General features: G+C 73.0%; 24 protein-coding genes and 1 pseudogene. 15 read left to right on the forward strand and 10 right to left on the reverse strand.

The genetic code is table 11. The annotated features are described in order from the left end of the window. The first annotated feature begins 235 nt into the window (after positions 1 to 235). The 9 genes and pseudogenes from IPJ59_RS19100 to IPJ59_RS19140 all read left to right on the forward strand — a co-directional run bounded on the left by IPJ59_RS19100 (position 236) and on the right by IPJ59_RS19140 (position 5959). The gene (locus tag IPJ59_RS19100; RefSeq protein ID WP_293253180.1) at positions 236 to 427 is read left to right on the forward strand and encodes a thioredoxin domain-containing protein; all 192 of its coding nucleotides are present in this window, start codon (positions 236 to 238) and stop codon (positions 425 to 427) included. A 12-nt stretch (positions 428 to 439) separates the two neighbouring features. After that, positions 440 to 757 (forward strand): annotated as a pseudogene (locus IPJ59_RS19105) (redoxin domain-containing protein); the annotation flags it as partial. Positions 758 to 791: 34 nt separating this feature from the next. Then, positions 792 to 1346, forward strand: a complete 555-nt coding sequence (locus IPJ59_RS19110; protein ID WP_293272805.1) for a hypothetical protein — start codon at positions 792 to 794, stop codon at positions 1344 to 1346. A gap of 2 nt (positions 1347 to 1348) precedes the next feature. After that, entirely contained in the window at positions 1349 to 1609 is a 261-nt protein-coding gene (locus tag IPJ59_RS19115) for a MoaD/ThiS family protein (RefSeq protein ID WP_293272806.1), read from the forward strand. A gap of 31 nt (positions 1610 to 1640) precedes the next feature. Continuing rightward, positions 1641 to 3497: an aldehyde ferredoxin oxidoreductase C-terminal domain-containing protein gene (locus tag IPJ59_RS19120; RefSeq protein WP_293272807.1), complete on the forward strand. Its 1857-nt coding sequence runs from the start codon at positions 1641 to 1643 to the stop codon at positions 3495 to 3497. A gap of 49 nt (positions 3498 to 3546) precedes the next feature. Beyond that, positions 3547 to 3927, forward strand: a complete 381-nt coding sequence (gene apaG, locus IPJ59_RS19125; RefSeq protein ID WP_293253191.1) for a Co2+/Mg2+ efflux protein ApaG — start codon at positions 3547 to 3549, stop codon at positions 3925 to 3927. Between the two features lie 109 nt (positions 3928 to 4036). Then, entirely contained in the window at positions 4037 to 4603 is a 567-nt protein-coding gene (locus tag IPJ59_RS19130) for a hypothetical protein (RefSeq protein WP_293272808.1), read from the forward strand. 153 nt (positions 4604 to 4756) lie between these two features. Next, entirely contained in the window at positions 4757 to 5389 is a 633-nt protein-coding gene (locus IPJ59_RS19135; RefSeq protein ID WP_293272809.1) for a hypothetical protein, read from the forward strand. A 60-nt stretch (positions 5390 to 5449) separates the two neighbouring features. After that, positions 5450 to 5959, forward strand: coding sequence for a hypothetical protein (locus IPJ59_RS19140; protein ID WP_293272810.1), 510 nt, complete (start codon positions 5450 to 5452; stop codon positions 5957 to 5959). 70 nt (positions 5960 to 6029) lie between these two features. Here IPJ59_RS19140 and IPJ59_RS19145 read toward each other — a convergent pair whose 3' ends face one another. Then, positions 6030 to 6638: a superoxide dismutase gene (locus tag IPJ59_RS19145; protein ID WP_293253200.1), complete on the reverse strand. Its 609-nt coding sequence runs from the start codon at positions 6636 to 6638 to the stop codon at positions 6030 to 6032. A gap of 283 nt (positions 6639 to 6921) precedes the next feature. Here IPJ59_RS19145 and rpmB point away from each other — a divergent pair, with 283 nt between their 5' ends. From rpmB to IPJ59_RS38730, 3 genes are all read left to right on the forward strand, one after another. Further along, positions 6922 to 7158, forward strand: coding sequence for a 50S ribosomal protein L28 (gene rpmB, locus IPJ59_RS19150; protein ID WP_293253203.1), 237 nt, complete (start codon positions 6922 to 6924; stop codon positions 7156 to 7158). Between the two features lie 42 nt (positions 7159 to 7200). Then, positions 7201 to 8421 carry a serine/threonine-protein kinase gene (locus tag IPJ59_RS19155; RefSeq protein ID WP_293253206.1) on the forward strand — a complete coding sequence of 407 codons (1221 nt, stop codon included), beginning with the start codon at positions 7201 to 7203 and terminating at the stop codon, positions 8419 to 8421. A gap of 76 nt (positions 8422 to 8497) precedes the next feature. After that, the gene (locus tag IPJ59_RS38730) at positions 8498 to 11068 is read left to right on the forward strand and encodes an extracellular catalytic domain type 1 short-chain-length polyhydroxyalkanoate depolymerase (RefSeq protein WP_463673372.1); all 2571 of its coding nucleotides are present in this window, start codon (positions 8498 to 8500) and stop codon (positions 11066 to 11068) included. A 16-nt stretch (positions 11069 to 11084) separates the two neighbouring features. Here IPJ59_RS38730 and IPJ59_RS19165 read toward each other — a convergent pair whose 3' ends face one another. From IPJ59_RS19165 to IPJ59_RS19180, 4 genes are all read right to left on the reverse strand, one after another. Continuing rightward, positions 11085 to 12785 (reverse strand): peptide chain release factor 3, encoded by a 1701-nt coding sequence (locus tag IPJ59_RS19165; protein ID WP_293272812.1) that lies wholly within the window; start codon positions 12783 to 12785, stop codon positions 11085 to 11087. A gap of 145 nt (positions 12786 to 12930) precedes the next feature. Next, a complete protein-coding gene (locus IPJ59_RS19170) occupies positions 12931 to 14043 on the reverse strand; it encodes a prolipoprotein diacylglyceryl transferase (protein ID WP_293272813.1) in 1113 nt (370 codons plus the stop codon). Between the two features lie 277 nt (positions 14044 to 14320). After that, entirely contained in the window at positions 14321 to 15421 is a 1101-nt protein-coding gene (locus IPJ59_RS19175) for a tetratricopeptide repeat protein (RefSeq protein WP_293272814.1), read from the reverse strand. A gap of 4 nt (positions 15422 to 15425) precedes the next feature. After that, complete coding sequence (locus IPJ59_RS19180; protein ID WP_293272815.1) at positions 15426 to 19379, reverse strand: VIT domain-containing protein; 3954 nt, start codon at positions 19377 to 19379, stop codon at positions 15426 to 15428. Between the two features lie 250 nt (positions 19380 to 19629). Between IPJ59_RS19180 and IPJ59_RS19185 the strand changes: the two genes are divergently transcribed. Then, positions 19630 to 20445 carry a hypothetical protein gene (locus IPJ59_RS19185; RefSeq protein ID WP_293253223.1) on the forward strand — a complete coding sequence of 272 codons (816 nt, stop codon included), beginning with the start codon at positions 19630 to 19632 and terminating at the stop codon, positions 20443 to 20445. Between the two features lies 1 nt (position 20446). On the opposite strand, the gene IPJ59_RS19190 is transcribed toward IPJ59_RS19185, so the two are convergent. Next, positions 20447 to 21835 carry a hypothetical protein gene (locus IPJ59_RS19190; protein ID WP_293272816.1) on the reverse strand — a complete coding sequence of 463 codons (1389 nt, stop codon included), beginning with the start codon at positions 21833 to 21835 and terminating at the stop codon, positions 20447 to 20449. Between the two features lie 199 nt (positions 21836 to 22034). Here IPJ59_RS19190 and IPJ59_RS19195 point away from each other — a divergent pair, with 199 nt between their 5' ends. Then, a complete protein-coding gene (locus tag IPJ59_RS19195) occupies positions 22035 to 23039 on the forward strand; it encodes a hypothetical protein (RefSeq protein WP_293272817.1) in 1005 nt (334 codons plus the stop codon). A 120-nt stretch (positions 23040 to 23159) separates the two neighbouring features. On the opposite strand, the gene IPJ59_RS19200 is transcribed toward IPJ59_RS19195, so the two are convergent. From IPJ59_RS19200 to IPJ59_RS19210, 3 genes are all read right to left on the reverse strand, one after another. Next, positions 23160 to 24062 (reverse strand): tRNA threonylcarbamoyladenosine dehydratase, encoded by a 903-nt coding sequence (locus tag IPJ59_RS19200; protein ID WP_293253232.1) that lies wholly within the window; start codon positions 24060 to 24062, stop codon positions 23160 to 23162. 70 nt (positions 24063 to 24132) lie between these two features. Next, entirely contained in the window at positions 24133 to 24429 is a 297-nt protein-coding gene (locus IPJ59_RS19205) for a hypothetical protein (protein WP_293253235.1), read from the reverse strand. Positions 24430 to 24456: 27 nt separating this feature from the next. Further along, on the reverse strand, positions 24457 to 25203 hold the full coding sequence (locus IPJ59_RS19210; RefSeq protein WP_366524636.1) for a ClpXP protease specificity-enhancing factor SspB: 747 nt from the start codon (positions 25201 to 25203) through the stop codon (positions 24457 to 24459). Between IPJ59_RS19210 and IPJ59_RS19215 the strand changes: the two genes are divergently transcribed. Further along, positions 25192 to 25359 (forward strand): hypothetical protein, encoded by a 168-nt coding sequence (locus IPJ59_RS19215; protein WP_293253241.1) that lies wholly within the window; start codon positions 25192 to 25194, stop codon positions 25357 to 25359. The genes IPJ59_RS19210 and IPJ59_RS19215 overlap by 12 nt on opposite strands. A 20-nt stretch (positions 25360 to 25379) precedes the next feature. On the opposite strand, the gene IPJ59_RS19220 is transcribed toward IPJ59_RS19215, so the two are convergent. Further along, positions 25380 to 26564 (reverse strand): acyl-CoA dehydrogenase family protein, encoded by a 1185-nt coding sequence (locus IPJ59_RS19220; protein WP_293272818.1) that lies wholly within the window; start codon positions 26562 to 26564, stop codon positions 25380 to 25382. Positions 26565 to 26596: the final 32 nt, after the last annotated feature.

Genomic DNA, 26596 nt, shown 5'->3' on the forward strand with positions numbered 1-26596 from the left:
GCCATGACCGGCGATCCTACCTCAGCCACCGCTTCCCGGTTGCTGCCCACATGCGCTTCCCGCTACGCTGCCCGCCGGTGTCTCGCTCACTCCCACGGGCCGGTGCGTCGTCGCAAGCTCACCTCGTGCCTCGCCGCCTCTCCCCGCGCGACCCCCTCGCGACGTCCAGCGCCACCACCCCGCTCAATGGGGGCGCGGTCTCATCGTCGGGCTCTCGCTCGGCCTCTGCCTCAGCGTGGCCGCCAGCATCAGCGCCTGCGCAACAGCACCGGGCGCCGCCCCGCGACGCAACGGCATGGAGGCGCCGCCCCCCTTCCCCGTCGCCCCCGACTTCAAGCTCCCCGACGCCACCGGCGCCGAGCGCAGCCTCGCCTCGCTGATGGGCCCCAAGGGCCTCGTGCTGGTGCTCTACCGCGGTCACTGGTGACCCTTCTGTCGCGCGCAGCTCGGGCAGCTGCAGGACCACCTCGCGGAGTTCACCGCCATGGGCGTGCAGGTCGCCGCCGTCTCGGCCGACGACATGGACGGAGCGCGCACGATCGTCGAGCGCAAGCAGCTGCGCTTCCCGATCCTCAGCGACCCGAAGGGCGCGCTGCTGCGGGCCTACAAGCACTGGGACAGCGAGGCTGAGATCGGCCTCGCCGGCACCTTCGTGATCCGCCCCGACCGCAGCGTCGTGTTCTATGAGGACGACGGCGAGAAGTTCTACCGGCGCCCGTCGGCTGCACGTGTGCTCGAGGTTGCCCGCGGTCTGTAGACGCGGCGTGCCCGCGCTGGCATCCTCGCCGGCGATGGCACGCAGCAACACTCGCACCCTCGTCGCACTCGCCACCGTTGGCACCCTCGTCCTCGGCACCTACAAGCTCGGCAGCGCCTTGCTGGGCGACGACTCGCTCTCGGCCCAGCGCCTCGCCAACCAGGTGTGGATCGAGCGGCTCCCCAAGGACGACCGCGACATGATCAACCACCTCGTGCTCGTCGAGGACGGCCGCGATCGCTTCGGCGCCTTCGGCAAGAGCTCGCAGTGGCGCCACTTCATCGAGATCTTCCGCTGGTCCCGCGAGGACGACCGCCTCACCCTCCTGCTCCCGCAGGACCGCAAGCGCCTCGACCTCGGCGTCCGCGTGTGGGACTGCGAGGGCGAGGCACCGGCCCCGTTCCAGCTGTGCCTCGAGCTCAGCAACAAGAGCCGCAAGGTCCTCTACTACAGCCGCCACGACTGGACCCTCGACAGCCTCCCCGAGCACCCCGAGCTCACCAAGGTCCTCGACGCGCCCGCGCCCGTCCCGGCGGTCGATGCAGCCGAAGCCGACGCCTTCGTCGTCGTCGACGACTTCGCCGAGTAGGCGTGGTCACCGTCGAGCTCTACGGCCTGCCCCGCCTGCGCGCGGGGGCCGAGCGCTGTGAGCTCGCCCCGGGCCGCCTGCGCGAGCTGCTCGCCGCGCTGGCCGCCGCGCTGCCCGGCCTGGTGCCCGACATCCTCCGCGACGGCGGCCTCAGCGAGCACGCCCTGCTCGCCGTCGACGGCCGCGACCTCCTCACCGACCCCGAGGCCCAGATCCCCGACGGCGCCGTGCTCGTCCTGATCTCCGCCCAGGCCGGCGGCTGATCGCCCTCGTGGGACCTTCGCTCGCTGGGCCATGCGCTCCGAAGCTCGTCCTGATCGCCCTCGTGCGATCGCTTGCGCGATCGACCACGAGATCGGCCGCGAGATCGGCCGCATGATGGGCCGCGTGTTCGGCAACTTCGGCCAGATCTTGCTCGTCGACCTCGACGGCGACCGCGTCCGCGCCGAGCGCCAGCCCCTGCCCGAGTCCGTCTACCGCGAGTGCATCGGCGGCGTCGGCCTCGGCGCGTGGTTGCTGCTCCGCTTCGCCCCCGCCGGCGTCGACCCGCTCGCCCCCGCGGCGCCGATCCTCTACGTCTTCAGCCCGCTGCTCGGCACCCCCCTCACCACCACCGCCAAGTTCGCCCTGGTGTGCAAGAGCCCGCTGACCGGCCGCATCTGCGACGGCCTCAGCTCCTCGCGCTTCGCCCTCGCCGCCAAGCGCCTCGGCGTCGACGCCGTCGTCATCCGCGGCGCCCTGGGCCAGCTCTCGACCCTGCACCTCGACGAGGACCCGCAGCGCTGCCGCGTCGCGCCCTGCCCCGAGCTCGCCGGCCTCTCTGCGGCTGCTGTTTCGGACATGTTCCAGAGGACAGGTGTCGCCAGCCATGTCTCCGCGATCGGCCCCGCCGGTGAGGCCCTGGTCCGCTACGCCACCGTGTCCAACGACGGCCGCCACGCCGGACGCGGCGGCGCCGGGGCCGTCCTCGGGGCCAAGAAGATCAAGGCGATCACCGTGCGCGGCGAGGCCGTCGCCGGCGTCGCCGACCCCGCGGCCGTGCGCGCCCGGGCCCGCGACCTCGCCGCGCGCAGCCAGGGTGTGAGCACCGACAAGTATCGGCGCCTCGGCACCGCCAGCAACCTCGAGACCTTCGACCGCCTGCGCATCCTGCCGTCGCGCAACTTCCAGGCCGCGGCGATCGGCGCGGCCAGAGCGAAGCGACTCGCGCCCGCCGGGCTCGCCAGCGCCGGCGAACACACCCGGGCCGGCTGCGCCGGCTGCACGATCGGCTGCGACCACCGCTACGGCGGCCAGCGCCTCGAGTACGAGACCCAGTTCGCCCTCGGCCCGCTGTGCGGCGTCGACGACCCCGCCCGCCTCCTCGCCGCCGCCCGGGCCTGCGACGAGCTCGGCCTCGACACGATCTCCGCCGGCGGCTCGCTCGCCTTCGCGATGGAGTGCTGCGAGCGCGGCCTCCTCGATTGGCCGCTGCGCTTCGGCGACGACCTCGTGCCCTGGCTCGCCCGCATCGCCCGCCGTGACGGCCCCGGCGATCTCCTGGCCGAGGGCACCCGCCGCGCCGCCGAGCTGATCGGTGGCGGCAGCGCGGCCTTCGCCTGCCACGTGAAGGGCCTCGAGCTCCCCGGCTACGAGCCGCGGGCGATGCAGACCCTGGCGCTCGGCCTGTGCGTCGCCAGCCGCGGCGCCGACCACAACCGCAGCGGCGCCTACCAGGCCGACCTGCGCCCCGGCGTCGATCGCTACCACGCCGACCCCGCGCGCGCGCCCGCGCTCGTGATCGAGACCGAGGACCACGCGACCCTGCTCGACTCGCTGATCCTCTGCAAGTTCCTGCGTGGCGCCGTGCCCGAGCCGTGGCGCGAGGGCGCCGAGCTGCTGCGCATGGTCACCGGCTTGCCCTTCGACGAGGCCAGCCTGCGCCGCGCCGTGGCGACGATCGCCGGCCTGCGCCACGCCTTCAACCTGCGTGAGGGCTGGACCCTCGCCGAGGACCAGCTGCCCGGGCGCTTCCACGACGAGCCCGTGCGTGACGCCGACGCCGCCGTCGACGCCCCGCCGATCGACCGCGCCAGCCTCGCCGCCCAGGTGCTCGCGTACCACCGCGCCCGCGGTCGCGGTCCCGACGGCGAGGCGACCGATCCGTCGTGATGGCGCGAGGGGCTTGCGCACCCGCGGGTGGTTTGGGTATGGCGTGCAGGTGTCCAGCACCGCCGAGACTCAGGGGATCCGCGTCGTCGTCCGCTCGCGCTACGTGCAAGAGCAATCGGAGCCCGCCCGCTTCGTGTTCGCCTACACGATCAAGATCTCGAACGAGGGCCGCGACCCGGCGCAGCTGCGTCGGCGCCACTGGATCATCACCGACGCCACCGGCGGCGTGCGTGAGGTCGAGGGCGAGGGCGTCGTCGGCTCCCAGCCGCTGCTCCACCCCGGCGACTCGTTCGAGTACACCAGCGGGTGCGTGCTCGAGACCCCGCACGGCGCGATGCACGGCAGCTACATGATGCTGCGCCCCGACGGCCGCTGCTTCGAGGCCCGCATCGAACCCTTCGTCCTGGCCATCCCCCAGGCCATGAATTAGCGCCGCGAGACACGCCCCGCGCAGGCGAATACACGCTGCTGTTGACCTGTTTTGCCACCGCCTCGCCGGCTTGATCGCCGGACAGCAAGGGTGGTATCGGTCGCCGACCATGAACCTTGTTTCTCGCCCCTGTGTCACCGACGTCCGTCCGCTGAGGACCCTCGCCTTCGCCGCGATCGTGCTCGCCACCGGCTGCGGCGACAGCGGCACCGGCACGGACAGCAACGCCACCGACGCGGCCACCACCACCGCCACCGACCCAAGCGCCGGCAGCACCGGTGAGGAGCAAACCACCGCGCCCACCACCGACGCGCCCACCACCGACGCGCCCACCACCGGCCCCGGCGTCGTCAGCTACACCGCCGACGTCCAGCCGCTGTGGGACGCGCGCTGCGTCATCGGCTGTCACGAGCCCGGCGGCGGCGGCTTCCTCACCTCCGGTCTCGATCTCAGCCCCGCGATGTCGTACAGCCAGCTCGTCGGCGTGATGTCGGTCGGCGCGCCCGCGCTCTCGCGTGTCGCCGCCGGCGACAGCGATGGCAGCTATCTCTGGCACAAGCTCAACAACACGCAGGTCGACGTCGGCGGCAGCGGCAGCCAGATGCCCGTGGGCGGCTTGCCGCCCGGCGATCTCGCCACGATCAAGAGCTGGATCGACGGCGGCGCGCTGCCCTGATCGCACGCGCACGTTCACCCAGCGACGTCGTCACGATCCCGGCGCCGTCGCTCGCAGGCGGCAGACCGCGGGCCCGACGCGGCCTGATCTCGGTAAGATGCCAGGCCGACCTCAGCGTCGGCCCTGGCCTTGTCCTCGATACGGATCCAAATCATGACAATTCGTAGCGCTCTCCTCCTCGTGGCCGCGACGCTCTCCTTCACCGCCTGCGGGGACGACAAGGGCGACACCGACGCCCTCACCACCACGTCGGCCTCCACCGGGGCGCAGAGCACCAGTGGCGCCACCGACACGCCCACAACCGGGGCGCCCGACACCACCGCGGACGCGACCACCGACGCGACCACCGACGCGACCACCGACCCGACCACCGCCGCCACCACCGAGGTCGGCAGCACCGGCCCCGACGCGACCACCACGGGTGTCGTGAGCAGCACCGGCCCGGACACGACCACCGGCGTGGAGGGCCTGAGCTTCGCCGCCGACGTCTACCCGGTGTTGAACCCGCCCGTGAGCTGCGACTGCCACACCCCGGGCTCGGGCGGGCTGAAGATGGGCACGGTCGCGGACGCGTACATGAACCTGGTCGGCAAGGCGGCCAATGGCGCCCCGATCGCCCGCGTCGAGCCCGGCGACCACACCACGAGTTACCTCTGGCACAAGATCAACGGCACCCAGCTCGACGTCGGCGGTGGTGGCAGCCAGATGCCGAAGGGCGCCGCCCCGCTCCCGCAGGCGACGATAGATCTGATCGCCCAGTGGATCGACGAGGGCGCCCTCCCGTGAGACCCTCCTGCACTTCCTGCGCGCCAAGCCTGGACCCATTCACCTGAAGGACCTGAGACCATGAAATTCTCCGCGACCGCCACGATCCTCGCCACGATCCTCGCCCTCCCGGCCTGCGACGGCGGCGACAAGACCACCAGCGACGAGGGCTCGACCAGCGACGCCGCGACGAGCGACGCCTCGGCCACCGACCCAACCACCACCGACACGCCGACCACCACGGACGACACAACCACCGCCAGCGGCCCGCTCAGCTTCGCGACCGACGTCTGGGGCCCGATCCTCGATCCGATCTGCAGCTGTCACCACGTCGCGGGTTCCGGCAGCCTCGTCATGGGCGACGACGCGGCCACCGCCCTCGCCGCGATGCTCGGCGTCAAGGCGGGCGGCGCCCCGACCGTGAACTTCGTCACCGCGGGCGACTCAACCGCAAGCTACATCATCAACAAGCTCGAGGGCACCCAGGCCGAGGCCGGCGGCGGCGGCTCCAAGATGCCGCTCTCGGGCTCGGTCACCCCGGAGCAGATCGCCACGATCAAGCAGTGGATCGACGACGGCGCCAACCCCTGAGCTGCTCGCAGACCAAACAACAAAGGCCGCCCCGCGACAGCGAGGGCGGCCTTGCTCGTGCGCGGCGCGATCAGCCGAGTCGCTTGCCGACGACGTCCCAGCGCACGTTGGCGAAGAAGTCCTCGAGGTAGGCCGGGCGGTCGGTGGGCTTGCGGTACACCGAGAACGCGTGCTCCCACACGTCGAGGACCAGCAGCGCCGTGGCGCCCGACGGGTGCCCGACCTCGTGCTGATTGATCCACTGGTTCCAGATCTGCCCGTTCTTCGCGTCGTGGTAGGTGATCGCCCAGCCCACGCCCGGCATCTTGGCCACGCCCATCAGGTCGGCCTTCCACGCGTCGACGCTGCCGAACTGGGCCGTCACCGCGTCGGCGAAGGCGTTCGTGGCGGCGAGCGGACCGGCGCCCGCGCCGAGGTTGTCGAAGTAGTACTCGTGCAGGCGCATGCCGTTCCACTCCCAGCCGGCCCGACGCTTGAGCTCCTGGTAGCTGGAGTCCGCGTGCAGCCCCTCGTTCGCCATCTTCGCGACCTTGGCCAGCAGCGCGTTGGTGCGGTTGACGTAGCCGTTGTAGAGCTTGAGGTGGACCTCGATCTGCTCGTCCGTGATGCCGTGCAGGCCCCTGAGGCCGGAGTAGTCGTTGGCCTTGTACTCGCGCGGGGTGTAAGTCGTGGTTGTCATCGAGGCTCCTGCGGCGTGTCCTGCGTGCCGCCACGCAAAAATGGGGAGGATTTGGTTCTCGGGCGGGCCGGCGCCGCGATCGCGGACAGCCGCCCCATCCTGGGTGCAGGGAAGGTAACACCGCCCACGCTGGCCCTGACCTGGCCGCGGCTCCACGCCCGAAGCGGCCCGCGATGTGCGGGTGCGGATGCGCTCATGGCCTTTGTGGCGCCTGTCTGGCCGCGACTTGACACTCCAGGCGCTCCGATGCTTATCTCCCGCCTCCTCACGAAGGCCCCTAGCCATGTCGCAAGTCTGCCAGGTCACCGGTAAGCGCCCCCTCTCGGGGATGAACGTGTCTCACTCGCACATCCGGACCAAGCGCCGCACGATGCCCAACCTGCACGGCAAGCGCTACTGGGTGCCGAGCGAGAACCGCTTCGTCTCGCTGCGCGTCAGCTGCCACGGCATGAAGATCATCGACAAGCGCGGCATCGAGTCCGTGCTGGCCGAGATCCGGGCCCGCGGCGAGAAGGTCTAGGCGCGGCCCCGCGGGCGAGATCTCGCCCGCGTCAAGGATGATGTGGCCGAGATCCTCATCCCCTTCATCATCTTCTCCTCGATCTTCGGATCGATCGTCGCTCTGCGTTACCTCAAGTACGCCCATGAGCTGAAGATGAAGCAGCTGGAGCAGGGCCACGGCCTGCAGCGAGCGCTGCCGCCGGGGCCCGAGCTCAAGGCCCTCGAGGCGCAGCGCGCCGAGCTCGAGCAGCGCATCCGCAACCTCGAGACGATCGTCTGCAACGTCGACTTCGAGCTCAACGCCAAGATCAACCGCCTGGCTACCCAGAGCATCGCCGCCATGTCGGCTCCCGCGGGGTCGGGGTCTCGTCCCGCCGTCATCGAGGAGGCCGGCAGCCTCGCCAGCGGGAAGATGCGGGCCGGCACCAAGGTCGCGGGGCGCTTCGTCATCGAGCGGCCGCTCGGCGCCGGCGGCATGGGTGCCGTCTACCTCGCGCGCGACGAGCAGCTCGGCGAGTCGGTCGCGCTCAAGGTGATCGCCGGCATGGCGCTGCTCGACCCGGGCTCGGCCGATCGTCTGCGCCGCGAGGCCAGCCTGGCCCGGCGGATCTCCCACCCCAACGTCGTGCGTATGCACGACCTCGGCGAGGAGCACGGCCTGCTCTTCGTGTCGATGGAGTACGTCGCCGGTGAGAGCCTCAGCGCCCGCATCCAGCGCCTCGGCACCCTCACGCCCGCCCAGCTGCGGCCGCTCGTCGCCCAGCTGTGCGAGGGCCTGAGCGCCGCGCATGCCGTCGGCATCATCCACCGCGACCTGAAGCCGGCCAACGTCCTCATCGACGCCAACGACCGGGTCAAGCTCATCGACTTCGGCATCGCCCGCGGCGACCTGCAGGCCGGCATGACCGCGACCAACATGATCGTCGGCACCCCCGAGTACATGGCGCCCGAGCAGGTGCGGGGCGGGGCGGTCGACGCTCGCACCGATGTCTACGCGCTCGGCGCGGTGCTCTACCACGCGCTCACTGGGCGCCCGCCGTTCCGTGGCGACACACCGATCTCGGTCGGCCTGGCCCACTGTCAGGACCCGGTGACCCCGCCGCGTCAGCTCCGGCCCGACATCCCGGCGGTGTGGGACAGCGTGATCACCCGCGCCCTCGAGAAGACCCCGTCCGCCCGCTTCCCGTCGGTGCAGGCGCTGCAGGCCGCCCTCAACACCGAGACCAGCGAGGACAGCGAGGCCCCGACCTGGCACGGCCCGGCCCCGACCGTCCGCCTGTGATGCCGCAGTCGGTGCCGCCGGGGGCCGCGTCCGGCCCGCCTCCCTCTCCGGGGGCGACCAGATATGATGCGCGATCATGCGATCCCTCGGCCTGACCCTCATCCTCCTCGGCGTCGCCTGCAACAAGAGCGCGGAGGGCAGCGACACCGGCAGCAGCAGCAGCGGCGGCGATGAGACCGCGGCCACCGGCACCGCTGACACCACGTCGCCGACCAGCCCGACGACGGGCGAGCCCGCGAGCACTGGCGGCTCGATCTCGGGCGACGCGAGCACCGGCCCGGGTCCAGGCACGACCACCGCGACCACCGACCTGAGCACCAGCAGCGGCGGCGACGACACGACCACCGCCGCGCCGGCCTGCCCGCCCGCCGCCTTCGAGCCCGGCGACCACGACCTCGAGATCGTCCACGACGGCGTCAAGCGCACGGCCTTCCTGCACGTGCCCGCGAGCGCCAAGCTCGATGAGCCCACGCCGCTGGTGTTCAACTTCCACGGCTACCTCGGCAACGGCAAGCAGGAGGCCGACTTCTCGGGCATGACGCCGAAGTCCGACGAGGCCGGCTTCATCCTCGTGTACCCCGACGGCACCGGCAGCTCGTGGAACGCGGGCGACTGCTGCGGCACGGCGGCCACCGACAACGTCGACGACGTCGGCTTCGTGCGCGCCCTCGTGGCCGAGCTGCAGACCAAGCTGTGCATCGACCCCAGGCGGATCTACGCCACCGGCATGTCGAACGGCGGCTTCATGACCCACCGCCTGGCCTGCGAGGCCGCCGACCTGTTCGCCGCCTTCGCCCCGGTCTCGGCCGTCAACGGCATGGACGACTGCAAGCCGAGCCGACCGGTCCCGCTGCTCATGTTCAACGGCACCGCCGATGTCCTCGTCATCTACACCGGCGGCGGCAACGGCGGCGCCTTCATCAGCGCCCCGCAGACCTTCGACGAGTGGGCCGAGCGCGACGGCTGCATCGGCGCCGCGATCCCCACCAAGAAGAATGGCGGCACCTCGTGCAAGACCCACGACATCTGCGACGCCGACGTCAGCGTCACCCTGTGCACCCACGAGGGCATGGGCCACTGCTGGCCGGGTCAGCCGACCTGCCTGTTTGGCACGCCGAACACCGAGCTGTCGGCCAACGACGAGATGTGGGAGTTCTTCCAGCAGAACCCGCTGCCCTGGCGCCGGGGGGGGGGGGGGGGGGGGGGGGGGGGGGGGGGGGGGGGGGGGGGGGGGGGGGGGGGGGGGGGGGGGGGGGGGGGGGGGGGGGGGGGGGGGGGGGGGGGGGGGGGGGGGGGGGGGGGGGGGGGGGGAGGGGAGGGGGGGGGGGGGGCGGGACCGGCGGGCGCGGGCGGCAGCGGGCCCGGGGGGCGGGGGGGCGGGGGCCCGGGGGGGCGGGGGGGGGGGGGGGGGCCGGGGCGCGGGGGGGGGGGGGGGGGGGGGGGGGGGGGGGGCGGCGGGGGGCGGGGGGGGGGGGCGGGGGGGGGGGGGGAAGGGGGGGGGGGGGGCCGCCCCGGGGCCGCCCCCCGGGCCGGGGGGGGGGCAGGGGGGGGGGGGGGGGGGGGGGGGGGGGGGAGGGGGGGCGGGGGGGGTGGGGGGGCGGCGGGGCGGGGGGCGGGGGGGGGGGGGGGGGGGGGGGGGGGGGGGGGGGGGGGGGGGGGGGGGGGGGGGGGGGGGGGCGCGGGGGGGGGGGGGGGGGGGGGGGGGGGGGCGGGGGGGGGGCGGGCGGGGTGGTGGCGGGCCGGGCGGGGGGGGGGGGGGGGGGGGGGGGGGGGGGGGGGGGGGGGGGGGGGGGGGGGCGGGGGCCCCCCGGGGGGGCCCCGGGGGGGGGGGGGGGGGGGGGGGGGGGGGGCAGCCCGCGGGGGGCGCGGGGGGGGGGGGGCGGGCGCGGGCCGGGGGGGGGCGGCGGGGGGGGGGGGGGGGGGCCCGGGCCCCCGGGGGGGGGGCGGGGGGGGGGGGGGGGGGGGGGGGGGGGGGGGGGGGGGGGGCGGGGGGGGGGGGGGGGGGGGGGGGGGGGGGGGGGCGGGGCGGGGCGGGGGGGGGGGGGGGGGGGGGGGGGGGGGGGGGGGGGGGGGGGCGGGGGGCCCGCCGCGGGGGGGGGGGGGGGGGGGGGGGGGGGGGGCGGGGGGGGGGGGGGGGGGGGGGGGGGGGGGGGGGGGGGGCCCCCGCGAGGGACCGGGGGGGCCAAGGGGCGGCGCCCCCCGGGGGGGCGCGGGGGGCGGGGGGGGGGGGGGGGGGGGCGGGGGCGGGGGGCGGGGGGGGGGGGGGGGGGGGGGGGGGGGGGGGGGGGGGGGGGGGGGGGGGGGGGGGGGGCAAGGGGGGGGGCGGGGGGGGGGGGGGGCGCGGGGGGCCGGGGGGAGGGCGGGGGCCGCGGGGGGAGAAAAGCGCCCCGCGGGGCCCGGGGGGGCGGGGCGGGGGCGGCGGCGGGGGGGGGGGGGGGGGGGGGGCGGCCGGGGGGGGGGGGGGGACCCGCGGGCGGGGGGGGGGGGGGGGGGGGGGGGGGGGGGGGGGGCGGCGGGGCGCGCGCCCCCCGCCCCCCCCCCAGGCGGGACCAAAGGGGCCCCCGGCCCCCCCCCCCGGCCCCCCCCCGTCGCTCGGGTCCGGCCACGTGGCCCGCGAAGCTGCGTTCCTGAAGCGCCCGCTGCCTGAGGCGGAGCGGCTCGCTTCAGGTGTGTTCGCGGGTGGCCGCGAAGCGGATGTCGGGGAAGCGCTCCTCGACCTTTTGCAGGTTCCAGCGGTTGGGTGCGAGGTAGGCGAGGTCGCCGTGGCTGTCGGTGGCGAGGTTCTGCTGGTTGCGGCTGTGGAAGTTCTCCATCAGCTTCTGGACCTCGATCTTCGTCTTGCCCTCGCTGCGCGGGGTGATCCACCGCGCGGTCGAGTACTCGATGCCCTCGTAGTCGGCGTCGACGTCGTACTCGGCCTTGAGGCGGTGCTTCATCACCTCGAGCTGGAGCTGACCGACGGCGCCGACGATGTACTGGGTCCCGAGGAAGGGCTTGAACACCTGGATGGCGCCCTCCTCGGCGAGCTGGGTGAGGCCCTTGGCCAGGCTCTTGGCCTTGAGCGGGCTCTTGAGCAGGACCCGGCGAAACAGCTCCGGGGCGAAGCTGGGGATGCCGGTGAAGCGCAGCAGCTCGCCGCTGGTGAAGGCGTCGCCGATCTTGATCGTGCCGTGGTTCGGCAGGCCGATGATGTCGCCAGCGTAGGCGGCCTCGACGATCTCGCGGTCGCGGGCGAGGAAGGTGGTCGCGTTGCCGAGCCCGACCTCGCGGCCGAGGCGGCAGTGCAGCGCCCGCATGCCGCGCTCGAAGCGGCCCGAGCACACCCGCAGGAAGGCCATGCGGTCGCGGTGGTTCGGGTCCATGTTCGCCTGGATCTTGAACACGAAGCCGGTGAAGGCCGGCTCGCAGGGGTCCACCGTGCGCACCGGCACCGGCTCGCCGGGGGCCGGCGGCGTGGTCGCGGCGGCGCCGGTGATGGCCTGCCGCGCCAGCGGGCCGGGGGCCAGGCGGATGTACGCCTCCAGCAGCTCGCGGACGCCGAAGTTGTTCATCGCCGAGCCGAACAGCAGCGGGGTCTGCTTGCCGGCGAGGAAGGCGGCGTGGTCGAGCGGCTGGCTGGCGCCGCCGAGCAGCTCGGCGGCCATGCGCAGCTCGTCGACCTGGTCGCCGAGCAGCTCGTCGAGGCGGGGGTCATCGAGGCCCTCGACCAGGATGCCCTCCTGGATGCGGCTGTGGCCCTGGGCGGCGAACATGTACATGCGATGGCGCTGGAGGTCGTAGACGCCCTTGAAGCGCTTGCCGGTGCCGACCGGCCAGGTGAGCGGCACGCAGGTCATGCCGAGCTTCTTCTCGATCTCCTGCATGAGCGCGAAGGGGTCGAGGCACTCGCGGTCGAACTTGTTGACGAAGGTGACGACCGGGGTGTCGCGCAGGCGGCAGATCTCGATCAGCTTCTCGGTGCGCTCCTCGACGCCCTTGGCCCCGTCGATCACCATCAGCGCGGCGTCGACGGCGGTCAGCACCCGGTAGGTGTCCTCGCCGAAGTCGGCGTGGCCGGGAGTGTCGAGCAGGTTGACCTGCACCGGCGGCGCGTCGGCGGGGAGCTCCGGGTGCGGGTACTCGAAGCTCATCACCGAGGTCGTGACCGAGATGCCGCGCTCGCGCTCCATCTCCATCCAGTCGCTGGTGGTCGCGCGCCCGGCCTTCTTGGCCCGCACCGCGCCGGCCAGCTGGATCGCTCCGGAGAACAGCAGCAGCTTCTCGGTGAGGGTGGTCTTGCCGGCGTCGGGGTGGCTGATGATGGCGAAGGTCCGCCGCCGGCCGACCTCGGCGCGCAGGAGTTCCGGCGAGAGTTCGTCGCTCACGATGGGCGCGGCAATAACAGAGAGCCGCGAGACCGACAAGCGGCTGGCGTGCCGCCTCGCGCACGCCGGGTCGGGCGCCGGGTTCGCGGGCTGTGTCGTTCGGGCCCGGCGGGCTGCTGGCGCAGGGCGAGCAGTCGCCGGCGCCTCAGCTGTGCGGGTGCTCGTGGAGATCGCAGGAGTCGCAGGTGTCGTCGCGGCCTTCGTCGCGGCCAGCCGCGCCCATGCTCAGCTCGTCGACCTGCGCGGTGACCCCGTTCGAGGGCTTGGACAGCCAGGAGCCGACCGACTTGTAGTGCACGCCGAAGGCCGCGGCGGCGGCGAAGAAGGTGAGCACGCAGTAGAGGAGGGTGGTGCCGCTGGCGATCGTGTGGACGAAGCGGAAGTGGACGTTGATCGGCAGGTTGGTGCCGGCGCTCGAGAGGCTGTAGGCGAGGACCAGCAGGCCGATGCCGAACATCACGAAGCTGTAGACGTTGCTGTGGGTCAGCTTGCCGAGCTTGCCGCGGTCGTCCTGGCGGAAGCGCTCGAGGACGATGCGGATCATCGGGTGGGTGGTCAGGTAGAGCGCCGCGAACATGCCGTCGAAGGCCTTGTAGGGCAGCAGCGCGTAGAAGATCGTGAACTGGATGAGGTGGGCGGTGAGCGCGTAGATCTGGGTCGGGTGGATCTTGACGCCCTGCAGGTGCGGCTGGAAGCGGATCACCTTGGAGTGCGGGTTGGTGTAGCGGACCCCGAAGCGGCTCTCGGTCGGCTTGCCCCAACAGCAGCCGTAGACGAAGCAGCCGAGGCGGCACAGCGCCTCGCCGAGGGGCATGGCGAAGCCCATGGCGTCGAGCAACACGGGCAGCGGGGTCCCGCTGGCGATCGAGTAGCCGAGCATCGCCATGATGCCGCCGAAGATGCCGCCGTGCAGCATGTAGCCGGGTTTGAGCAGGGTCTGCAGCGGGCGGCGGAACAGCTCGCGCCACTCGAGCAGGATGCTGGTCACCCGCGAGACCATGAGGATCGAGGGGATCACGAAGAACAGGCACACCGCGGCGATTAGCGACGGGTCCTGGCCGACCATGGCGAGGTACCAGACGGTCGTGGTGAAGCCGAAGAAGAACGCGATGCCCGCGAGCAGCCCGTAGGTCACGAAGATCCAGTCGCCGACGCGGAACAGGATCGTCTTGTTGTGGAAGTCGCGGAGGAAGCCCAGAAGCCCGCTCGCGCGAATGGGCTCCGCGTGGACCGTCGAATGAGGGGTTGTGCCGGCCATACCGAAGTGGCGTCACGGTACATGGCCGATCGCCGCGGCTCAAGTACGCGGCGTGTTCGCGGCCTGGGGTGCGTGGCCCACGTGACACCCGCGTCGCGAGGAGCTGTGATGTCGATCACGGGATGCGCGCGGTGGTTCAATGAAATGGATGGTGGCGACGATTTCACTGCCGCGAGTTCTTGTACGACCGGTCAAATCGCGGCCTGGCGGGCGTCCGTGCGCTGTTCTGCGACCTGTCCTGACGGACAGGTCCAAACGGGCAGGAATAAGAACGTGCTCAGCCTGGTGCGGCGTCGGCGAGCGCGGGCGTGCTGGCGAGCGCGGCGCTGAGTTCTTCGCAGCGGCGGAGCGCGCGGGCGCTGATCGGGAGGCGGGGGTCGCTGCGGGCGGTCTGCAGCTGCTCGAGGATCTGGCGGGCGTCGCCGACGAGGGTGCGGGCGGCCTCGCTGTCGCCGGAGGCCATGGTGGCGGAGCCGACGACGAGCAGGGCCTCGGCGTGCGGGAGGGTGTCGGGGCCGAAGCCGGTGAGGGCCTGGTTGTAGGCGTCGCTGGCGATGATCACGGCCTCGGTGGGTTGCTTGAGGGCGAGCATGACGTCGACGGCGAGGAGTAGATCCTCGTGGAGCTCGATGTAGGCGTCCTGGCTGTCGCGGTGGATCTCGATGGCGCGGCCGAGGGTGTTGACGGCGGACTCGGCCTCGCCGAGCGCGAGCTGGTCGCGGGCCAGGGCGCGCAGGGCGGTGCCCTTGAGGGCGCTCGGCGGGCCGCCTTGCTCGAGGGCGACGAGGGCGCGCAGGTGGCTGCTGCGGGCGTCGGCGAAGCGGCGCTCGGCGAACAGGAGGGCGCCGCGGAGCACGGCTGAGCTGGCGCGCAGCTCGGCGCTGGCGCGCTCGCCCTGGCGGAGGACGTCCTGCTCGAGGTGCACGAGCTCGCCGCGGGCGGCGTCCTGGTCGCCCTGGACCAGGGCGAGCTCGATGGCCAGGCCGCGGAGGGCGTCGCGGCCGGGGTCTGGTTCGGGGTTGTCGCCGGCGCTGGCGAGGCGCGGGCTGAGTTCGGCCCGGACGGCGCCGGCGAGGCCCATGGCGGCGCGGTGGCGGAGGATCTGCAGGTCGGCGTGGGGCGTGACGTGGGCCGGGGCCGGGTCGAGCAGCACGCCGGTGGTCGCGGGGGTGGTGGTGCGCGCGCAGGCTGGGAGGGCGAGGGCGAGGGCGAGGGCCGCGGCGGGCCAGCGCCGGCGCGAGGCGGCTGGGTTTGGGGACAGGGGCGCCGCAGCTGTCTCTTGGGTCAGGCGGTCCGCGGCTGACCTTTGGGACAGGCGAGAGCCGCCTGTCCCCGGGGACAGGCGGCTCGCGGGGCGGGCGGCGCGGGGGCGGGGCATCGGGTCAGCGGTAGTAGCCGGGGTAGAAGTTGTTGGTGTGGGTGACGTTGGCGAGGCGGAGGGTGCCCTGGTCGAGGGTGAAGGGGTAGCTGCGGGTGACGTCGGGGGTGCGGATCTTGAGCTCGCCGGAGACGGGGCCCTGGCCGCTGAAGCGGCTGACCTCGACGCTGACGGTGCCGGTGAAGCTGGGCATGGCCAGGGTCTCGCCGTTGCCGAACTGCTCGAGGCTGATGCCCTCGGGGCGCAGCGCGGACAGGCGGCGGCCGCGGCTGTCGATGAAGGCGATGTCGAGGTCGCCGGCGCCGGCCCAGGTGAGGGTGGCCTTGAGCGAGCCGTTGGCGGTGCGCAGCTTGGCCGGGCGGACAAAGCCGAGCCGGGAGGCGCGCAGCTCGGCGGTGTTGCCCTTGGCGCGGCCGATGCCGTCGTCGACGGCGTCGCGGACGAGATCCTGACGGCCGAGGGTGGAGAGGCAGCGGGCGAGCTCGAGGTGGTGTTCGGGGCGCGCGGGGTCGATGCTGACGACGGCGCGGCGGTGGGCGCAGCTGCGGGTGATGTCGCCTTTGCTGGCGTAGGCGTCGGCGAGGCGGGCCTGGAGCTTGAGGTTGAAGGGGTTGACCTCGGCGGAGGAGCCGTAGGCGCGGAGTGCCGCGGGGTCGGAGCGAGCGGCGAGGAGGTCGGCGACGGCGAGCAGGGCGGGTGCGTGGTCGGGGTCGGCCTGCGACCAGGCGGTCGCGTAGGTGAAGGCATCGGGGGCCCCGGCACGGATCGCGTTCTGGACCAGCTTGCGGTGGGCGGGCCGGCTGGTCGGGTCGCGCAGGACCGCCTGGCGCAGCGTCTCGAGCTTGCCGAGGGTGTCGTTGCCGGGCGGGCCTGCGGGGTTGACCTTCCAGCTCGGCACGTAGCGGGCGATGCGGCCGCCGCCGTAGCCGCTGCCGCTGCCGCTGCCGTAGTCGCCGTAGTCGTCATCGAGCTTGGAGTCGGAGCGGGAGGGGCTCTTGGCCGGTTTGGCGGCGGGTGGGGGGCTGGACTCGGTCTTCTTGGCCTTCTGTCCGGAGGCCCCGGAGCTCTCGGAGGCGCCGTTCTTGCCGAGGTCGCCGAGGTTGGCGTCGAGGCCGAGGGAGTCGTCCTTGTCGCTCCCGGCGTCGGCCTCGTCGGCGTTGTCGCGGGAGGCGACGATCGGGTCGTCGTCGACCTCGCGCTCGCTCTGCTCACGGCTCGGGCTGCGGGGCGCCGGGCTCGACTTCTCGGCCTCCTCGGCGGGCTTGGGGTCGGCCTTGGCGCGCTCGTTGGCGCTGCTGGGGGCCTCGGCGGGCTCGGGGCGGGCCTGGCCGGGGCTGGCGGGCGGCGGTGCGGGCTGGGCCGCGCTGCTGGCGTCGGCGGGGGGTGTGGCGATCTGGCCAGCGACCTGGCCGTCGGCCTGGCCGGTCGGCGTGGTGGTCACGGGCGGCGGGAGCTGGCCGTTCCAGCCGGTGGTGCGGCCGGCCTGGCGCACGACGTTGAACTCGCGGAACATCGCGTCGTTCTCGAGCACGAGCAGCGCCGTGTAGCGCGAGAGCACGGTGTACTGGCGCGACAGGTCGATGATCTCGGCGCGCGCCGAGTGGCCCTTGGTGGCGGTGAGGTCGTCGATCTCGAAGCGGGCCCAGGTGCGCGGGAGGTGGGTGTGGGTGCCGTTGCTGGCGCTCGGGGCCGGCTCGAGGTCGACCTGGAACCTGTCCGAAACGACCTGTCCCGAAGGACCGGTGGCGCGCAGCTCGATGCTGCTGTGCACCGGGCCGCTGAGCTTGCCGACCAGCAGCACGGTGTCGCCGGGGCGCAGGGCCGAGAGCCGTTGCGGGTGCACGTACTCCATGCCGCGCGGCAGGGTGAGCTGGACGTCGCGGGCGACCGGGACCTCGCCGCGCAGGCGGAGCTCGCGGACCAGGCCGCGGAGGTCGTCCTTGGCGTCGGCGCGCAGGAGGTCGCCGCCGGTGCGGCGGGTGAGGGCGTCGAGGAGCAGGAGGTCGGAGCGGGCGCCGAGGGCGACGGCCTGGACGCGGGTGCCGGCGAGGGGGCGCTCGAGGTGGCGGAGGAGCTCGTCGGGTGCGAGCTCGCCGGCGGAGGGGGAGCCGTCGCCGAGGTAGACGATGACGCGTTCGGGTGCGGCCTGGGGGTTGATGCCGGCGTCGGCGCCGGCGAGGACCTCGGCGGCGGAGCGCATCATGCCGCCGACGTCGCTGGCGCCGGCGAGGATCTGCTGGTCGAGGAAGGCGTCGACGGCGGGCATCGCCTGGGCCGCGGTGGCGAGGCCGCCGGGGGCGACGTCGCAGGCCGAGTCGCAGGCGAGCACGGTCATGCGGTCGTCCTGGCCGAGCGAGGTGGACATCGCCTGGACCACGCTGCGGGCGACGGTCCACAGCTCGGGGGTGATGCTGTGGCTGCGGTCGAGGACGAAGGCGTAGTGGACCGGGCGGGTGCTGGCGGGCAGCTTGAGGTCCGGCTTCACGGCGAGCATGAAGTAGGCCTGGTTGTCGCGGTCGAGGTAGGTCTCGCTGTGCTGGCGCTGCTCGCTGGCGCTGAGGGGGATGTCGACGCCGAGGTCGTGGACCGGACGGAAGCGCTGCTTGTGGGTGGAGAGCTCGAGGCGGTCGGGGAGCTCGCGGCGGTCGAGCTGGGCCATCGGCGTGACGATGTTGGCGAGGCCGCCGGCCGGGATGGCGCCCTTGTCGACGGCGATGGTGAGGGAGAAGTCGCCGATCTCCTCGCCGGTGGCGCCGCTGCTCGAGCCGGCGATCGGGTAGCGGTAGCGCAGGGTGTCGCCGACGGCCGGGAGCACCTGCGTGTACGAGAGACGGATCTTGCGCTCCCCGCGGCCGGGGATCGGGAAGATCTTCATCTTGAAGATGTTGCCCTTCTCCCACTCGAGCAGGGCCGGGTCGCGCGGGATGGTGGCGTCGACGATCTGGCGGAAGATCTCGCGGGCGCGCTCCTTCTCCAGCATCTCCGCGTTCATCCACACGTTGCCGACCAGCAGCGAGAGGCCGGAGATCGAGGCGTCGGCCGGCAGCGGGAAGCGGTAGGTGCCCTCGAGCACCTCGCCGGCCTCGTTGTAAAACGTCTGTTCGATCTCCGTGCGGGCGATGCGGCCGGAGATCGCGACGTTGACCTTCTGATCGACGATCGCGAGCTTGAACTGCTCGTGGCTGGTGCCGGCGCGGCGGGCAGTGAGGCTGCCGACGCCTGGGGGGACCGAGTCGGCCATGGCGGCGGCGATCTCGAAGGTGCGCGACCAGGCGGTGTCCTCGAGGGCGCGCAGGCTGATCTCTGGCTGGATCGGCTGGGCAGGCTGACCTGCTTGCGGGGCCGCGAGCGGGGTCTCCTGGTGGGCGCCGGGGGTGAGGCGGATCTCCTGGCCGCCGCTGCGCAGGGTGGCCGCGCCGTAGACGACGTCGTAGCTGCGACGATCGCCGCGCGCGAGGGTGCGGGCCTCACCGCTGGTGATCTCGAGCGTGTCGCCGCCGGACCGCACCGTCAGCGGCGCCTGGCCGGCGGCGACGATCGCGACCAGCTCGCCGCTCGCGAGGTTCAGCTCGCGGCTCTGCGCGCCGCTCGAACCCACCGAGATGGTGACGCGGGTGTCCTCGTTGAGGCGCAGGAGGGTGCCGTCGCTGAGCCTCAGCTCGGCCATCGTGCCGCGTGGGATCAGCAGCACCTGGCCGCCGCGGATGCGGGCGCCGGCGCCGAGGAATGTCCCTTCGGCCAGGTCCTCGGTGCGCACGCCGGCGGGCCCGTGCACGGCGGTGAGCTCGGCGACGGCGTCGGTGATCGGCGGGTTGACGACGGTGCCCGCGGCGATTGGTTTGTCGCCGGGGCCCGGGGTCGCGCCGGGACCCGCGGAGCCTGCGGGGCCCCCCGGGTTGCAGGCGGAGACGAGGGCCAGAGAGAGGCAACAGGAGAGGGTGCGTCGCGCTTGCAGCATGGCGGGAGATCCGGGCGGCGGGAGAACGCCTCGACGCGGGCACCGATCTGCCGGCGGGGTGAGGCGAGCGTGGGAACGCAGGTGGTCAGCCCGACCTTACACGAGATCGGAGGCGTCACCGCCCGCATCCGCGGGCTCGCAATTGCCCGCCGAACGCGGGATCTGGGCGGTGTTCGCAAGATCCGCGGGGGCCGTAGCCAGTGCGGCGTTTGTTGCCTAATGTGTGGCCGCCATGGTCTCGGCGACGGAAGTGTTCTTAGCGCACGCGAACAATTCGGGCTTCGACCCGACGGTGGCGGAGCTGCGTCGCAGCCTGACGGCGGCCAAGCAGGAGGCGCTGACGCAGGTTCGAACGGTGGCGCAGGACGGGCTGCAGCAGGTGATGCCCGGGCTGTACGAGCGCATCGTCGTGACGACGATCCAGATCGCGGCGCACGTGGGGCTCGGCGTCGGGCTCGCGCTCGAGGCGCTCGACGAGGTGCACAGCCGGACCTCGCTGTCGCTGTTCTCGCGGGAGATCCGGGAGATGATGACGGAGACGGGGGTGTCGCTGAAGCGGCGCCACTCGAACCGCATCGCCAAGCTGGTGGCGGAGATCGAGGCGCAGCGGCTGGCGTGGCGGCACAACCACGAGTTCCTGTCGTGGCTCGGCTTTCGCCGCGACGACCAGCGCTACACGGCGCTCAATCGGCGCGAGCGGCTCGAGGCCTTCAAGGTGCAGCAGCGGCTGCTGGCCTCGCGCGACGCGGTGATCACCAAGCTCGGGGTGCCGCTGACGACGGCGCTCGAGGGTCACGACCGCTTCATGTTGGCGAACCGCTGGCACCTGCCGCCGAGCCCCGACCACGCGGTCGAGCGCTACGTGTGGCCGCTGCTGTCGCTGCAGTCGGGGCCGGTGACGATGTTGGAGTACGCGCGGCTCGAGCATGACGCCTTCGTCGACGCGGGCGGGGCGAAGGATCAGGCCTCGGCGCTGTTCGACAAGATCGCGGCGGCCTTCAAGGCGCAGCTGATCGCGGCGCTCGAGCACCTGCCCGAGGACGCGCAGGCCGGCGTGATCGTGTGAGCTAGTTGCCCGCCGAGACGGCCTCGATGCGGGCGATGAAGGCGTCGACGTCGATCGGCGGCGGGGCGCCGGAGGCGGTGAACTCGTCGCGTGCGAGCACGGCGTGGGCGTGGGCGTGGGCGTACTCGCCGAGGCGGGCGTCGAGGGTGGCGGCCATGAAGTAGCGCAGGCCGCGGCGCACGGGGTCGGGCTCGAGGTCGACCTCGGCCAGGAGGGCGCCCTGCAGCACGGAGGCCAGCTCGCTCTCGGTGGCGAGCAGGGCGACGCCCTCGAGGTTGGCGGCGGCGGTCTGGACCTTGTCGCCGGTGAGCGGCCCGGTGAGCAGCAGCTGCGGGAGCATCTGCTGCAGGTGGCTGATGGCGCGGCCGGGGCCCTCGCTGGCGAGCACGAGGCGGGTCACGCCGAGCAGGGAGGCGGCGTGTCCGGGCGCGAGCTTCTGGGCGGCCTCGTAGTGGGCGCGCGCGGCCTTCGGGTCCTTGCGGACGCGGGCGACCTCGCCGCGGAGGAACAGGGACTGGGCCTGTTGTTCGCGGTCACCGAGCTTGGCGTAGAGGGCGGCGGCCTCGACGGCGTGGGCGTCGGCGCGGTCCAGCTCGCGTTGCTCGAGGGCGATGACGCCGAGCATGTAGACGACGGAGGGGTCGGTGTAGCCGCCCTCCTTGGCGAGCAGGAGGAAGGGTTTGGCGGCGGCGCCGGAGTACTCGGCCATCTGCACGCCGGCCCACAGGAAGGCGAGGTCGGGGGTGAGGTGGCCCTCGGCGGCGAGGGTCGCGAGGTCGGCCTTGAGAATGCCCTCGGAGAGCTCCTGCACGTCGTCATTGGCGGCGCAGCGGGCCGAGTAGGCGGTGACGCGGGCGCGAGCGATGCGGGCCTGGATCTGCAGGGTGGGCTGCTGGATCGCGAGGGCGGCGTCGAGGTTGATGAGCATCGCCTCGACCGAGATGTCGCCGGCTTCGATGCGGGTCTCCTCGCTGAAGTCGCTGCGACGGGTCGGGGTCGACTTGGGGCCGAGGTCCTCGAGGCGCCAGACCACGCCGCGGATGCAGCGGGTGAAGTAGAGGGCGGCGAGGTCGGCCCGGGCCACCGAGATCCAGTGGCGGCCGTCGCTGTCGGCCAGGAGGGCGAGCTCGCGGTCGGCGCTGCGGGCCTTGCCGGTGCGCAGGAGCTTGGTCGACCTCTCGAGGGCGGCGATCGTCGTGGCGGGGGCGTGGGTGCGCGCGACCTCGAGCAGCGGGGCGAGGTCCAGCCAGGCGTCCCAGGTGCCCATCGCGGCGCTCTCCTGGGCCGCGCCGGCGGGGCTGGGGGTCGCGCTCTGCTTGCGCTTGCAGGCCACGCCGGGCACGAGGAGGCAGGCGAGCAGCAGGGAGGCGAGGCGAGTCCGGCGAGCCATGGCGCGGGAGGCTACGCCAGCGCGCGCCGGTGGGCCACAGGCAGCTGCGGGTAGCGAAGGCGTGGTCGCCGGTGCCCGCGGACACGGCCGGGCTGGCGCTGGACGGGCGCTTTTCGTGGTGTAAGCCGGGTCTCGGGGCAGGCGTTTTGCAGATCGACGGCCCCGGACGCTCGTTCCGGGCCGCCTGCGGAGACTGACCATGCGACGAATCGTGAAGACCACCACTCTCGGCCTGTTCTCGACCTTGCTGCTCGGCGCCGCGATGTTGGCGTGCAGCCCCGGGGTCGCGGAGGCCCACACGCCGTGGAACAACACCGAGCGCTACCGGGCGCCGATGCCGGCGCAGGACCTGTCGCTGACCCTCGAGAGCCCCGGGGGCGGCTCGGTGCAGACCTACTGGCACGACGGCTCGCTGTACGCGGCCGGCAACAACGGCGGGCGTTACAACATCCGGCTGCAGAACAACACCGGCGAGCGGGTCGAGGCGGTGGTCACGGTCGACGGCCGCGACGTGGTCTCGGGCGAGCTCGGCAACTACAAGCGCCAGCGGGGCTATGTGATCGAGGCCTACGGCTCGGTCGTGATCGAGGGCTTTCGCCAGTCGCTCGACCAGGTCGCCGCGTTCCGCTTCACCGACATCGGCAACAGCTACTCGGCGCGCCGCGGCAGCGGTCAGCACGTCGGGGTGATCGGTGTGGCGGTGTTCAAGGAGTGGCAGCCCCGCCGTCGCCCCGCGCCGACGCCGATCGCCACCCGGCCCTACTACGAGCCCTACGGCGGCGGTGGCTACGACTACCGCAACGAGGCCAGCAAGAGCGCCGGTGAGGCGGCGGCCGATGCATCCTCGCCGCCCCCCGCGTCGGCGCCGATGGGCGCCGGCAAGGCCCGGACCGCGTACGACGACGGCGACGGCTACGCCGAGCGCGAGTCCCCCCGGGCCCGCAGCAACCGGCTCGGCACCGAGTACGGTGAGTCGACCTACAGCTCGGTGCGCGAGGTCAGCTTCACCCGCAAGCACACTCGCCGCCCCGACTCGCTGATCACGATGTACTACGACAGCATCGAGGGCCTGCGCGCGCGCGGGGTGCCGGTCGACCCGGTCTACTACCCGCCCTACAACCCGCCCACGCCGCAGCCGTTCCCGGCCGACGGTGAGCGCCACAACCAGTACGCGCCGCCGCCCCCGGTCCGCCGTTACTACTGAAGGGACAGGTCAAGCGAAAGGCCAGGTCGAAAGGCCAGGTCGGAAGACCAGGTCGGAAAACCAACGCGAAAGGCCAGGCGCCGCGCTCACTGTGAAGTGGGGGCGGCGTCTGGCGCTGGTTCAGCCGACGCTGTGGCCGAGCAGGGTGCGGACGGCCGCCGAGGCGCAGGCCAGGCCGAAGGCGCCGGTGACGAAGCTGGCGGTGCCGTAGATGACGTTGCGGTGCATGCAGCCGTGGAGGTCGTTGCCGCCGTGCGGGCAGACGCAGCGGAAGCCCTCGCCGTTGTCGTAGCTGAGCTCCAGGGGGTCCTGCGGGGGCTCCTGCGAGTGCACGGCGAGGATGTTCCACGGCTCCTTGTCGGCGTGGGGGAAGTCGTGGGCCTTGCGCAGGAGCTTGCGGGTGGCGGCGAGGAAGGGGTCGTGGACGACGGCGTTGAGGTCGGCGACGCGGATCTGGGTCGGGTCCATGCGGCCAGAGGCGCCGCCGCAGACGACCAGCGGGATGCCCTGCGCGCGGCAGCTGGCGATGAGGTGGGCCTTGGCGGCGAGGTTGTCGATCGCGTCGATCACGAGGTCCGGCTTGCGGGAGAGGAGGGCCGCGCTCGACTCGGCGTTGTAGAACACGGGCTCGGGGTGGACCTCGCAGCGCGGGTTGATGAGGCGCACGCGCTCGGCCATCACCGCGGCCTTCTGCTTGCCGGTGGTGCCGCGCAGGGCGTGCAGCTGGCGGTTGGCGTTGGTGACGCAGATGAGGTCGAAGTCGACGAGGGTGAGGGTTCCGACGCCGGAGCGGGCCAGCGACTCGGCGGCCCAGCTGCCGACCCCGCCGAGGCCGATCACCATCACGTGGCTGGCGAACAGGCGCTCCATGCCGCTGTCGCCGACCAGTCGACCCATGCGGTCGAAGCGGCGGTGCAGCTTGTAGGTGCTGGTCTCGTCGTCGTCGACGCGCGGCGGATCTGCGACGCCGACGGCACTGCGCTTCGGGAAGGCGAGGCCGCCGGGGATGAACTGGGTCGACATGGCGCGGGCAGTATAGCCAGCTCGCGCGGGGCGTCGTTGTGGCGACGCCGCGGGAAAGGTCATGCTGGTGTCAGCCGCAGCGCTCGGCGGCGCTGAGCGTGGTGGCGGCCATGATGCACCTGGCCTGGCGAGCGTAGACGATCTTGCCGCGCAGCTCGACCAGCTTGCGCTTCTCCTTCACGCACTGGAGTCGCAGCTGGTCGAGGAGATTGGCGGCGGCGTCGCCGTGCTGGTCGCCGACCTCGGCGAGGGTGATGGCGATCTTGTGCTGGCAGACGACCTCGGGCGCAGGCGCGCGCACGTAGAGCATCCACAGGGTGCCGAGCACGACGACGAGCAGGCTGATGACGATGCCGGCGATTTTCATCGGACCCCGACCCGAACCGGAACCGGCTCAGCCGCCGCCGTCGATCACGCGGAAGGCGGCGCGGCGCTTCTTGACCTGCGACTCGTCCGTGGCGGCGGGCTTCTCGACCGGCGCGGGCTCGGGCTCGGCCTTGCTGGCGGCGGCCTTGCTGGCGGCGAGCGGGACCGGCTCGTCGACGACGGCGCGCAGTTCGGGGCGCTCGGGCGTGGACTCGAGCTCAGGCTCGGCGTCGAGGCGCACGGCGGGGGAGGTGGTGCCGGACTGGCGGCGCACGGACTCGGGGACGTGGCGGTCGAGGACGATGCCGCGGCCGGTGGCGCGGTCCATCACCACGTAGATTGACTCCCACGGGAAGGAGCAGCGTGACACGGTGCCGCCGAAGGAGAGGTTGGCGGCGAGGCCGGTCTGGCCGAAGGTGAGGTCGAGCGGGTAGCTCGAGTCCAGGTCGATGATGAGCCGCTCCTTCCACTGGTGGCGGATCTCGTCCGGGCACACCACGGACGCATGAGTCGCGTTGACGTGCAGCCGCGGGCAACGGCCTGCCGCGTAGAGCGACTCGATAACACTCTGGACCGGGTGGACCATAAGCCTTGCGAAGCTAGCCCAACTCACCGGCCCTGGCGAGGCCGTTCCTCGGCCCTGGGCGCTCAGGATCGCGGCCCTCGCTCGCGCGCGTGCGAGCCCTGACTCACACGCGATGGGGCGTGGGGGCCGCTTGCGCCCGCGGCGGACCCGCATGCTAAAGTGCGGTCGGCCCCCGTCATGAAGCTTCATCGCCAGTGTGACTGTTCGTGCCACGGCCTCGGCAGCCCCGCGGGCGCGCTGCGGGGCGGGCCGCCCTCGACTGGTTTCTTCGTGCTGTCGCTGTCGCTGTCGCTGCTGATCTGCGGGCTGGTCTCGACTGGTGTGATCCCGATCCGCTTCTGGTAGCGCCTGGCCGCGGTAGCTGCTCAGCTGAACGCGTCGAGGCCGGTGATGGCGCGGCCGATCGCCAGCGTGTGGATCTCGTGGGTGCCCTCGTAGGTGTAGACCGTCTCGAGGTTGCACAGGTGCCGCATCACGTGGAACTCGCCCATGATGCCGTTGCCGCCGAACATCGAGCGGGCGGTGCGGGCGGCCTCGAGGGCCATGCGCACGTTGTCTCGCTTGAGGTACGAGACCTGCACAGGGCTCAGCTTGCCGTCCTGCTTGAGGCGGCCGAAGTGGAAGGCGAGCAGCAGGGCCTTGCCGATCTCGTTGTGCAGCTCGACGAGTTTCTGCTGGGTCAGCTGGAAGCCAGCCAGCGGCTTGCCGAACTGCACGCGCTCGAGGGTGTAGCGGCGGGCCCGCTCGTAGACCCCCATCGCCGCGCCGACTGCTCCCCAGCCGATGCCGTAGCGGGCCTGGGTGAGGCAGCTGAGCGGGCCCTTGAGGCCGGAGACGCCGGGCAGCAGGTTGTGCTTCGGGACCTTGACCTCGTCGAGCACGATCTCGCCGGTGATCGAGGCGCGCAGGCTGAGCTTGCCGTGGGTCTCGGGGGTCAGCAGGCCCGGCATGCCGCGCTCGACGAGGAAGCCGCGGATGACCGGCGTGTCGCTGCCGAAGTCGAGGGTCTTGGCCCACACGATCATCACGTCGGCGATCGGGCTGTTGGTGATCCAGAATTTCTGGCCCGAGAGCACGTAGTCGCCGCCGGGCGCGAGCTGGCGGGCGTGGGTTCGCATCGAGCCGGGGTCGCTGCCGGAGTTCGGCTCGGTGAGGCCGAAGGCGCCGATGAGCTCGCCGCGGGCCATCCCGGGCAGCCAGCGCTCGCGCTGCTCCTCGGTGCCGAAGGCGTGGATCGGGTACATCGCCAGCGCCGACTGGACCGAGCAGAAGCTGCGGATGCCGCTGTCCTGACGCTCGAGCTCGATCATCGTCAGGCCGTAGGCGACCGGGTTCATGCCGGCGCAGCCGTAGCCGTGCAGCGGGGCGCCGAGGAAGCCCATCTCGGCGAACTCGGCGATCAGCTCGCGCGGGAAGGTGGCGTGCTCGTAGTGCTTCTCGATCACCGGGGCGACGCGGCGCTCGCAGAAATCCCGCGCCGCCGACCACACCAGGCGCTCCTCGTCGGTCAGCAGGTGGTCGATGCTCAGGATGTAGGGCGTGCCGCTCATCGCCGCCGGTCTACCACGCCGCCTCGCGGGGC

This window comes from Nannocystis sp. (assembly GCF_016714285.1).
Taxonomy (GTDB): domain Bacteria; phylum Myxococcota_A; class Polyangia; order Nannocystales; family Nannocystaceae; genus Nannocystis.